Origin of the sequence: Prosthecobacter gellanilyticus (assembly GCF_007992435.1) — a bacterium.
GTDB lineage: Bacteria > Verrucomicrobiota > Verrucomicrobiia > Verrucomicrobiales > Verrucomicrobiaceae > Prosthecobacter > Prosthecobacter gellanilyticus.
Genome location: NZ_BKAG01000028.1, coordinates 42760 through 54556 on the forward strand (window position 1 = coordinate 42760; position 11797 = coordinate 54556).

At 61.8% G+C, this 11797-nt stretch carries 7 protein-coding genes; all 7 read left to right on the plus strand.

What is annotated here, in order from left to right; all coding sequences use genetic code 11:
- The first annotated feature begins 115 nt into the window (after positions 1–115).
- The 7 genes from BGE01nite_RS17935 (at position 116) to BGE01nite_RS17965 (ending at position 11797) form a co-directional block, all read left to right on the plus strand.
- Positions 116–3658, plus strand: coding sequence for a Calx-beta domain-containing protein (locus BGE01nite_RS17935; RefSeq protein WP_170266866.1), 3543 nt, complete (start codon positions 116–118; stop codon positions 3656–3658).
- 50 nt (positions 3659–3708) lie between these two features.
- Positions 3709–5118: a hypothetical protein gene (locus BGE01nite_RS17940; protein WP_146852156.1), complete on the plus strand. Its 1410-nt coding sequence runs from the start codon at positions 3709–3711 to the stop codon at positions 5116–5118.
- 131 nt (positions 5119–5249) lie between these two features.
- Entirely contained in the window at positions 5250–6863 is a 1614-nt protein-coding gene (locus BGE01nite_RS17945) for a ShlB/FhaC/HecB family hemolysin secretion/activation protein (RefSeq protein WP_218033029.1), read from the plus strand.
- A 21-nt stretch (positions 6864–6884) separates the two neighbouring features.
- Positions 6885–8708 carry a DUF2341 domain-containing protein gene (locus BGE01nite_RS17950; RefSeq protein ID WP_146852158.1) on the plus strand — a complete coding sequence of 608 codons (1824 nt, stop codon included), beginning with the start codon at positions 6885–6887 and terminating at the stop codon, positions 8706–8708.
- Positions 8709–8714: 6 nt separating this feature from the next.
- Positions 8715–9113 carry an ExbD/TolR family protein gene (locus tag BGE01nite_RS17955; protein WP_146852160.1) on the plus strand — a complete coding sequence of 133 codons (399 nt, stop codon included), beginning with the start codon at positions 8715–8717 and terminating at the stop codon, positions 9111–9113.
- A gap of 8 nt (positions 9114–9121) precedes the next feature.
- Positions 9122–9862 carry a TonB C-terminal domain-containing protein gene (locus BGE01nite_RS17960; RefSeq protein WP_146852163.1) on the plus strand — a complete coding sequence of 247 codons (741 nt, stop codon included), beginning with the start codon at positions 9122–9124 and terminating at the stop codon, positions 9860–9862.
- Between the two features lie 15 nt (positions 9863–9877).
- A complete protein-coding gene (locus BGE01nite_RS17965; protein ID WP_146852165.1) occupies positions 9878–11797 on the plus strand; it encodes a putative porin in 1920 nt (639 codons plus the stop codon).

Below are 11797 nucleotides of genomic sequence, written 5' to 3' on the forward strand. Positions count from 1 at the left end.
CGCTCATAAGGCCTGATGACCCTCACAAAAGGGAGTTGAAGCCGCCTCAGAGTCACCGCGCTGCCGCCAGTCCATGGCCGGAGTGCGTGGCCCAGCTTCTCCACCACATCAGACCATGATCCTTTCACGAACTTTCTCCCGTCTTCTCAGCGTCTTCACGCTGGCGGGCCTGTCCATCGCCTCTGCGACCACGGTGACCACGCCGGACAATGGCGATGTCTTCCTCGGTGTGCGCGCTTCCGGCGGACAGGGCTCCGGTGTGTCCCTGCTCATCAATCTCGCGGATGACACGGCCCTGAAAAATGCCGCGGCCGGAAGCACCCAGTCGCTGGGCAACTTCGAAGCCGCGCTGACCACCGCCTTCGGCGCGAACTGGGCCACGCGCAGTGATGTTTCCTGGGGCGTCTTTGGTGCGCGGAATCTGACCAACCCTGTGGTGTATGGCTCGCGCCCGCAGTCTCCCGTGGGTTTTCCTGCCACTGCCTATGCCGAACAAGATTTGACGCAGCGCACCTCCACGAAAAACCAGGTCGTCAGTGTGACCGAGGCTTATGCACTTCTGGATCAGTTCAGCAGCAGTGCGAACATCGCCCTCCAAACCAATTCGCTGAACAGCGGCAGCTACAGCTTCCAGGTCGGCGCTGCCGGCACCACGGACTTCGGCAGCCTGAGCCAGTGGACCACCATCGAGGGCGACTTCAGCGCCGGTGTCAGCGGCACGGTGCTGGACTTCTTCCTCTATGGCGGCACCCCCAGCCTTCCAGCCACGTCGCGTCTCGGCTCCTTTGAGATCAGCAGCACCGGTGCCGTGAGCTTTACCCGCGCCCTGCCCGCAGGCGTTGCAGGGATCAAGTTTGCAGCCGCCGCTTTCCATGCGGATGAGGACGATGGGCATGTGACCCTGACCTTCCGCCGCACGGACGATGTCAGCGCTGCCGTCTCCGCCACGTTCAGCACGGTGAATGACAGCGCCCTCGCCGGGACAGACTACACCGCTCAGTCGAATGTCACCGTCAGCTTTGCCATCAACGAGTTTGAAAAGACCGTGCAGGTGCCGGTGCAGGATCGCGCAGGCATCTCTGCCTCGCGGAGCTTCAACGTCACGCTGGCCAATGCCTCCTCCGGAGCCCAGCTCGTCTCCCCTTCCTCCGCCACGGTGACGATCAATGATACCGACAGCGAGGTGCAGTTCACCTCCGCCACCGCTTCCCTGCGTGCGCTGAATGTGCTGAACCAGGAAAACACAGTCGAACTCACCGTGAACCGCCTCGGCAATCTCACAGAGGCTGCCACGGTCAATGCCAGCATCGGCGTCAGCAGCACGCTCAGCAATGGCACCCACTTCACCTTCACCAGCCCCACGCAGATCGAGTTCATCGCTGGCGACAACAGTGAGACGATCGAGATCCCGCTGAGCTCCATCCCCGCCAACGTACTGCCCGGCACCATTGTGGTGACGCTCGGCAGCCCCACGGGCACCAGCCTCGGCACCATCGCCTCCAGCACAGTGACCGTGCTGCCTAACAGCGGCGAGATCGCCTTCTCCTCCGCCACCTTCACCGCGAACGCCGTGACCGCGGCAAACGTGCCCAATGTCGCCACTGTCACCCTCACCCGCACCAACGGCACGGTGGGTTCAGCCTCCGTCAATGTGGCGAGCACTGGCGGCACGCTGACCAGCGGCACTCACTATGTCGCCCTGGCAGATCCCACGACCGTCACCTTTGCCGATGGCGTCAGCAGTGCCAGCTTTGACATCCAGCTCAATGCCATCAGCGCGGGCTTGATCGCCAGCGGCGCGAGCATCGACCTCGCCCTCAGCAGCCCCACGAACTCTGCAACGATCGGCACACAGGCCACCGCCACCCTCACCATCACGGGCACCCCCGGCAGCATCTCCATCAGCGCTGCCAGCTACAATGTGCGTGAGGAGATCGGCACCTTCCAGCTGCCACTCGTCCGCACAGGCGGCACCACCGGCGCAGTCTCGGTGACGGTCAGCACCACCGCCGGCACCGCCACGGCCGGAACGGACTTCACCGCCATCACCAACCAGGTGGTGACCTTCGCGGAAGGTGTCTCCACCGTGAACGTGCCGGTCACCATCCTGAATACCGTCGCCAATGAGCCTAACGAACTGTTTACCGTCACGATCAGCGGTGCATCAGCCGTTGGGACGACCTCGGCCACACTCCGCATCCTGGATGCCGATGCCGCCGCTCCCACGCTGACCCTTACCGCTCCCAAGGCCGGCTCCAAAGTCACTGGCAATGCCACCGTGAACCTCGTCGGTTCCGCGAAGGACAACAAGGAGCTCGCCAGCATCCAGCTCCAGTTCAATGGCGCGGCTGCAGTGAATGTACCCTTCACCCTCGATGCCAAGGGCGTGCCATCCTTCACCTTCCCGGTCACGGCGCAGCGCGGCACAAACATCGCCGTCCTGCGTGCCTATGACTTCCGCGGCAATGCCTCAGCTGCGGTGTCCGTGAACTTCATCTTTGATGATCCCTTCGCACCTCTCGCCGGCACTTACAAAGGCCTGGCTCGTCCTTCCGAAACCACTGTTCCTTCTCATAGCAATAACGGCCTGGTGGACATCGCGGTGACAGCGGCAGGCAGCTTCTCCGGAAAGCTGACCATTGATGGCCTTGTGCTCCCCTTCAGCGGCGTGATCGGCAACAACGGCATCGCCCGCATCGGCGCCTCTGGCGTGGACAAGTTCCGCGTCGAGCGGCCTAACAAACCAGCCTTCGAGATCTCCTTCGCGCTGGATCTGAGCAGCACCCCCGGTGTGAAGCGCATCACCGGCACGGTCACTGAATACCGCCGCGCCACGCTGGTCGGCACTTCCAGCCTGACCGCCGAGCGCGCAGGCTTTGGCAAGACCGCCTCCGTCCCGGCGAACTACACGGGCAACAAAGGTGCCTACACCTTCGTGGTGCCTGTGCAGCCCCAGTCCTCCGCCTTCAACGCCCAGGATTATCCGCAGGGCGATGGCGTGGGCACCGCCACGGTGAAGGCTGATGGCAGCGTGACCTTGGCAGGCACCCTGGCAGATGGCACGAAGTTCACTGCTTCCAGCGTCCTCTGGGCAAACCTCAGTCTGCCTCTCTACGTCGAGCTCTATGCAAAGGCAGGCTCCTTCGGCGGCACCATCACCTTCAATGACCTGCTGCCAGCCTCTGACTTCAGCGGCACCAACCTCTTCTGGTTCCGCCCCTACCAGAACTTGCAGCACTACCCGTATGGCTGGCCTGAAGGTCTCGCCACCGTGCTGAATGGCGCGAAGTATGTCGTCGGCGCCACCAGCTCCCTCGGCACTCTGCCTCCGGCCAATGCGGATCTGGGCAATGCAGCGCTCGAGTTCACCGACGGCCTGCTTTCTGAAGACGTGACAAAGGCCGTGAACGTGGATGTGAAGGACAAGGCCACAAACGCACCCGTCGCTGACAAGAGCTTCTCCCTCAGCATCACACAGGCCAGCGGTCTCTTCAGCGGCAAGTTCACCCACACCGACGGCACCCAGCCCGCCTTCTCCGGCGTGGTCTACCAAAAAGGATCGCAACGCGGCGGCTACGGCCACTTCCTGAGCAGCACGCCGAAAGTCCGCGATGGCACCGGCGAGGCAGGCGCCGTCACCCTCAGCCCGCGCCAGTAAGCCACACCCCGCACTCTCAAACCCGACACTCTTCAAGCTAACCAACGATCATGAAATCGCTCAAAACACTCGCGCTCAGCGCCCTGGTGCTCTCCGGAGCCTCGCTGGCCTCCGCCCAGACCGTCGTCCGCATCGTCGCCTCAAACGGTGACCGCACCGCCACTCAGACGGCCATCTCCAACCTCCTGGATGCAGGCTGGAAATTCCAGGGCATCAGTGGCAACGCCACCTCCGCGAACCTCTCCGTGGCCACGGGTGCAAACTTCGGCGCATGGAATGGCACCTATGCAGGCGGCCAGATCATCATCAAAGTGAGCTTTTCCGGCGCACTGGCCGGCATCGCCGCTGTCGCGGGAAACCTGGATCAGCGCTTCGTTTCCACGGACGGCACCGGCACCGGCACCGTTCCAAATCCGCTCACCAGCACAAACCAGTCGGATTATGAAGTGGCCAAGGCAGACTTCGGTTTCTCCACGAACTTCCAGTCCACCTCGCCGTTCAGCGGCACCTTCCAGGGCGTGACTTACAGCACGGTCACTGAGGAGATCGTCGGTGTCTCGCCTCTCGGTTTCTATGCCAGCCCTGGATACCCCGGTTCGCCGGTGAATCCGCACGGCGCAGGTTATGAATCCGGCACCTACAAGCCGAACATCACCACACAGCTCGCTTACCTGCTTTACAACACCGGCTCCGTCTCGCTGGCTCAGCTGACGGGAGACTACACCGTCGGGGTTGGTGATCCCACGGACCATCGTCTGCATCGCGTTTACGCCATCGGCCGTAACACGGATGCCGGCCAGCGCTTTGGTGCCTACACGGAGGTCGGCCTGGGCACGACAACGAACGTGACCGTTTGGTTCCCCACCGTTTCCGGCGCCACCACGGCCAGCGGCATCACTTATGGCGGCACCGTCACCTCGCATCAGCTCTGGCCGGTGAACCAGCAGCCGGGCACCTTCGCCGTGCCTCTCGGTGGTGGTGGTTATAACTCAGGTGCAAACCTCGCCGCAGCTTTGACAGTCGCTCTCACGGAGCCTGCCTACAAGGGCAACTACCTCGACGAAAACAACCAGCCCCAGCAGCTGTTTCCGACCGCGCAAGGCGGCTACTACATCGGTTATCTGACCCCCGGTGATGCCAACAACCGCGTGCTCGGTCAGAGCAACGTGGTTCCTGCTGCCAGCCGCGGCGTGTCACTGCGCTACAATGGCGTGGAACTGACTGACGCGAACGTGCGCAACGGCACCTACACCGCCTGGCTTTACAACCGCATCCTCAAGCCACAGACCGGCCTCACCGGCACGAAGCTCACCTTTGCCAACGCGCTGCGTGACCGCATCCGCGACTTTGACGCCCCCTCCGGCGGCGGCCTCTTCAATGATGCCAGCTTCCTCGTCCGCCGCTTCACCGATGGCGGCATCGTGACACCGAAACCCGCATCCTTGGTTCCGGCTCCCTGATCCTTTTCCGTCAGCGACCAACAACCATCCCGCGTGAGTGCCGTGACTGCGCTCATGCGGGATCCCCCCTCCCTCCTGCTCCCGTCACATCAGCTCCAGATCATGACCGCACGTGCGGAGTGATGTTTGCCGTGAAACTTCCTCTTCCATCTCCGAATCGCTTCCCGCGCCTGCTCCAGCAACTCCCGGCTCTCGCCGCAGGACTCTGGATGACCAGCGCGGGTTTTGCGCAATCTCAGGAGGCTGCTGCAAGTGAGCATGCGCCCGGCATGTACATCACCGAATATCGCGTGCTCGGCGCCAAAAAGCTCGACCGTCGCAGCGTGGAGAAAGCGGTCTATCCATTCCTCGGTCCAGAGCGCACTCCGGAAGATGTGGACGCTGCCCGCGCCGCTTTGGAGAAGGCTTACAAGGATGCAGGCTACTCCACCGTCAGCGTGCTGATTCCGCAGCAGAAGGTCAAAAAGGGCGTCGTGTTACTGCAGGTCTCAGAGATCACCGTCGGCCGTCTGCGCGTGCATGGCTCGCGCTACCATGACATCGAGCGCCTCAAACAGAAAGCCCCTTCCATGGCGGAGGGCGTTGTGCCTAACTTTAATGATGTCAATCGTGACATCATCGCCCTGAACAAGCACGCAGGACTGCGTGTCACCCCATCACTGCGCGCCGGAGTCATCCCTGGCACGGTGGACATCGATCTGAGTGTCGAGGATGAACTGCCGCTGAAAGGCAGTCTTGAGGTGAACAACCGCTACAACGCCAACACCACGCCCTGGCGTGTCAGCGGCAGCCTCAGCTACAGCAATCTCTGGCAGCTCGGTCACACCATCGGCGGCAGCTTTCAGATCGCGCCGGAGCGTCTGGAAGACGCGCGTGTCTATTCAGCCTACTACCTGGCACCGCTCACTGGTCCTTGGAGCCTTCTGCTGCAAGGCACGAAGCAGGACAGTGACGTCTCCACACTTGGCGGAGCCGCCGTCGTGGGGCGTGGTGAGATCATCGGCCTGCGTCTGCGCGCCACACTGCCGGAGAAGGACGGCCTGTATCACAGCATCAGCTTCGGCCTGGATCGCAAAAGCTTCGAGCAGGATCTCATCGTCGCAGGCCAGGCCATCTCCAGCCCGGTCACCTATTATCCGCTCAGCCTCGACTACAGCGCCACCTGGCTGGAGAAGACTCACAGCACAGATCTGAGCGCGAGCGTGGTGCTGCAGATCCCGCGCTTTGGCACTGAGAGCGAGCAGTTCAACACCAGCCGCTTCAATGCGAACGACGGCTTCAGCTACTTCCGTGGTGATCTCTCCCACACACACGATCTTCCCGGCGGCCTCGAAGCCTTCGCCAAGATCCAGGGCCAGCTCAGCTCCGGCCCGCTCATCAACAACGAACAGCTCGCGGGCGGCGGCCTGACCACCGTTCGCGGCTATTTGGAATCTACTTCGTTAGGTGACAACGGCGCCTTTGCCACGCTGGAGCTGCGCAGTCCCTCGCTGCTGAAGTCGGGTGATGAGGGCAAGAGCGAATGGCGCTTCCACATCTTCGCGGATGCTGGCTATCTGAATATCGACTCACCACTGCCTGAGCAGGACGCAAACTTCACCCTGGCCAGTGTGGGCGCGGGCACGCGCTTCCGCATTTTGAATCACCTCAGCGGCTCCCTGGATGCCGGTCTGCCTCTTATTCAGCAAGGCGTCACGGACGTCGGCGAGCTGCTCATCAGCGTGCGCTTCATGGCTGATTTTTGATTCCCCTTCCCTCCCTCTCCCATGACTCGTCTCTTCATCGCCTTCCTGCTTCTGCTCACCACAGGTGCTCATGCCGCCACCTGGTGGAATCCGAAGTGGCCCATCCGCAAGCAGCTCACCGTGGACACCACGGATGCAGGATCAAAGATCACGGACAGCATCAGCAACGCGGCCGTGCTGGTACGTCTGCATGATGGTAATTTCCAGTTCCTGTCCGCACGCGAGGATGGCAGCGATATCCGCTTCATCGCCGCTGATGACAAAACCGAGCTCAGCTATCACATCGAGAAATTCGACGGCCTGCTCAATGAGGCTTACGTGTGGGTGAAGCTGCCTGAGGTAAAGGCCTCTGCACAAACGACCTTCTGGCTCTACTACGGCAATGTCGAGGAAGCAGTGAAGAAGGAAGATGCCAAAGGCACCTATGATGCTGACACCACGCTCGTCTATCACTTCGCTGAAAGCTCCGGCCCGCCGCTCGACAGCACAGGACATGGTCTGAAGGCGGAAACCGCTGGTGTGACCGTGGGTGGTGCGCTCATCGGCAGCGCCGTGCGCCTCACCGGCCAGTCCCCCGTGACCATTCCAGCTTCGCCTGAGCTGGATCTGGCAGCGGGTTCTTCTTTCACCTTCTCCACCTGGTTCAAGCCTCTCGCTCTGCAACCCGACGCGGCGATCTTTGCCAAGCGCGAGGGAAACAACGCACTCGTGATCGGTGACAACAACGGCGTGCCCTATGTCGAAGTCGTCAATGGCGGCAGCGCTCAGCGCAGCACAGCAGGCGCCCCGATCACCGTCAATGTCTGGCGCCATCTCGCTGTCGTCGCCAATGCAGGCACGATCACTCTATATCTCGATGGCAAGTCCTACGGCACGCTCAGCGCCGCGTTGCCTGCGGTGAAAGGCGCCACCTTGCTGGGCAAGGACGCAGGAAACAACGCAGGCTTCTCGGGTGAGCTGGATGAGCTGCAGATCGCCAGGTCCGCGCGCTCTGCTGCCTGGATCAGCCTGAATGCCGTCAATCAAGGCACCTCCAATGAAGCGCAGAAGCTGCTCGTCGCAGGCAACGACGAGTCCAGTGATGCGGAGCACAGCGAGCTCGCCGAGCACTTGTCTCTCTTCGCAAACATTTCGAAATCGCTCACCTTTGACGGCTGGATCGTCATCGCGCTTTGCACCATCCTGGCCGTTATCGGCTGGTTCATCGCCATCGGAAAGCTGCTGTATCTGAACAAGATCAGCAAGGCTTCCAAAGTCTTCCTCGAGCTCTGGGCCAAGCTTTCCACAGAGATCACCGCGCTCGATCATGCGGATGAGAAGAGCATCAAGACCCTGGGCGGTGTGGCCACCGGCGCGAAGGTGAAGGTCATGCGCCATTCGCCGCTGTTTCATCTCTACCACATCGGCTCCCAGGAGATCCAGAAGCGCATTGATGCCGCCGCGCCTAACCAATTTGGCGGACTCTCCGGTCGATCCATCCAGGCCATCCGTGCCACGCTGGACGGCGGCCAGGTGCGTGAGGTGCAGAAGCTGAACGGCAAGCTCGTCTTCCTCACCATCGGCATTGCCGGCGGTCCTTACCTCGGCCTGCTCGGCACTGTCATCGGGGTGATGATCACCTTCGCTGTGATCGCGCAGAGCGGCGAGGTGGACATCAACTCCATCGCTCCAGGTATCGCTGGCGCGCTGCTTGCCACCGTGGCCGGCCTCGCAGTCGCCATCCCGGCGCTGTTTGCCTACAGCTACCTCAGCAGCCGCATCAAGGAGGCCGTGAGCTCCATGCACATCTTCATCGACGAGTTCATCACGCGCATCGCCGAGGCCTATCCCACCGCTAACGAATAATCTGTCATGAATGCCGACGAGAAAAGCTACGATGACATCAACGTCACGCCCATGGTGGACCTCTACCTGGTGCTGCTGCTGATTTTCATCATCATGACCACCGCAGGTGTGCAGGGCATCAAGGTGAACCTGCCCAAGGGCAGTGCCTCCACGCCTCCGCTGAACGCCCCGAAAACACAGGCCATCACGGTCAACAATGAGGGCAAAGCCTTCCTCAACACCATCCCGGTCACGCTTCAGGAACTCGAGCAGAAACTCGAAGCTCTGAAAGCCGCCAATCCGGAACTGCCCGTCGTCGTCCGTGGTGACAGCACCACGCAATACCAGAGCATCATGGAGGTCCTGAACCTCGTCGGCCGCCTCGGCATCACGCAGGTCGGCCTGGCCACGCAACCCGCGAAATAAACACGAACATGAGTGACTTCGATTTCAATGACGAAGATGAGGATGAGCGCACGTTCTTCCAGCGCTACCGCTGGATCATCCTGGTGGGCACCGTTGTGCTCGGTGGCACGGGCTTCTTTGTGCCCAGCCTCTTCTCCAAGAGTTCATCGGCTCCCAAGCGGCAGAACATGGACATCGTGCGCATTTCTCTGCCACCACCTCCTCCCCCGCCGCCGCCACCACCACCTCCGCCCAAGCAGGAGCCGCCGCCTGAGGAAAAGGTGGAGGAAAAAATGATCGAGCAGGAACCCATCCAGGAGAATGAACCCAAGCCCGAGGAAGCACCGCCGGATGAGCCTCCAGCCGCGCCGGACCTCTCCACTGGCATCACTGGCAATGGACCGCCTGACGGCTTCGGCCTCGGCGGCCCGGGCGGTGGCGGCCGTGGTGGCAATGGCCTCGGCGGCAGCGGTCGTGGGACTGGTGGCAGCAAGTTCGGCTGGTATGCCGCGCAGGTGAAAAACCGCATCGAGTCTGCTCTGCGCAACAACCGCGCGACCAGTCACGCGGCCACGCGCCTGGAAGTGCGCATCTGGCCGGACGACACTGGCCGCATCACTCGTGCGCGTCTCATGCGCAGCACCGGAGATGCCGCGCTGGACCGCGCCATCGAGGCCGACGTGCTCACCGGCCTCCGCCTGGATGAGGCGCCACCGGCCGACATGCCCAGCCCCATCACCCTGCGCATCACCGCGCGCCGGCCTAACTGATTTTACTTTTCCGTCATGCGAAACTCCCCCCGCTTTCTGACCACGGCCTTTGTGCTCGCCATGGCAGCTACCTCCGCCCGAGGCGCTGAAAATGCACCCGCACCAGCTCCTCCGGCCCCATTTGCGCCGAAGGCTCCCGCACCTGTGCCGGGCCAGGCCACGGATACGCCGCCTTCGATCGAGGAACTGCTGCCGCTGCCCGTGGAAGATCCCGCCCCTGCGGAGGCTGCCAAGCAGGCCGCAACCACGCTGACTCCCACGGCCCAGCCACGTGTGCAGCTGTCTGAAACCTTCGCCATCAATCTGGTGAACCGACTGGTCGAACGCGGTGTGCTGACCCAGGCAGATGCCGCGGAGATGATCGCCATGGCCAAGCAGGATGCCGAGATCGCCCAGCAGGAACGCGAGCAGCTCTTCACCGCCGCTCAAGTCTCTGCTGAGGCACCACCTGCCTCCGATGACGAGGTGCGTGTGACTTACATCCCTGAAACGGTGAAGGATGAGATGCGCAGTCAGATCAAAGATGAGCTTTTGAAAGAAGCGAAGGAGAACAAGCTGCTCGCACCCCAGTACCAGCTCCCGGAATGGGTCGCGAACTTCCATCCGCATGCGGATCTGCGCATTCGCTACGAATACATTGGCTTCCCTGAAGGCAATGACACCACGGGCGCCTTCCCGAACTTCAACGTCATCAATACCGGGCCTGCCTTTGATGCGTCGGGCGTGTTGTTCTCCCCGCAATACAACACGAACGAAGACCGCCAGCGCGCGCGCTTCCGCCTTCGCTTCGGTGCCGAGCTCGATCTCGCGGACAAGTTCACCATGGGCATCCGTCTCGGCACAGGTGACTCCAACTCGCCCGTCTCCGGCAACCAGAGCTTTGGGGGCACCAACCTTGGCCAGGGCGGCAACTTCTCTCAGCAAGGTGGCAACTTCTCCAAGTATGCCATCTGGCTGGATCGCGCCTTCCTGAAATGGGAACCGGTGGACAGCATCGCCCTGACGATCGGCCGCTTTGACAATCCCTTCTTCTCCACCACCGCCATCTACTCCGACGACCTCGGCTTCGATGGCTTGGTGCTGCAGGTGAAGCACGAAGTCTCGGATGGCGTCGAGCCCTTCCTCACCATCGGCTCCTTCCCGGTCTTCAATACGGACCTGCAATTTGCCTCGAACCAGCCGGCGAAGTTCGAAAGCCGTGACAAGTGGCTGAACGCAGGGCAGGTCGGCGTGAACTGGAAGATCAACAAGGACTGGAACCTCAAGATCGCCACCGCCTGGTATGACTTCCGTAACGTCGAGGGCGAGTTCTCCACGCCCTTCGTGCCGCGCAATGCGGAAGATCCCGGCGACACGGACCACACGCGCCCCAGCTTTGCCCAGAAAGGCAATACCTACTTCCCCATCCGCCGCATCCTGGACGATGTCTCCAACGGCTTTGGGGCGACGAACCAATTTCAATACTACGGCCTGGCCACCCCCTTCCGTGTTCAGTCCATCACCGGACGTCTGGACTACAATGGCTATGAGCCGCTGCAGGTCTCCCTGGTCGCCGAGTATCTGAAAAACCACGCCTTTGACGCGGAGAAGATCAACAAGATCGCGGTGAACAACCGTGGCAGCAACGGCGACTTCGAAGGGGGCGACACGGCCTACTACGCCAATCTGCGCGTCGGCAAGCCAACCATGGTGAAGAAGGGCGACTGGTATGCCTACCTGGGATATCGGCACGTCGAGTCTGATGCCGTGGTGGATGGCTTCAACGATCAGGACTTCGGCGGCGGCGGCACGAACGTGAAGGGATACACCCTCGGGGCGGCCATTGCGCTCTCACCCAAGGTGTCCCTGGCCTTCCGCTACATGAATGCCGACCAGATCGCGGGACCGCAGTATCGCTCAAACATCTTCCAGCTCGACCTCAGCGCCAAGTTCTGA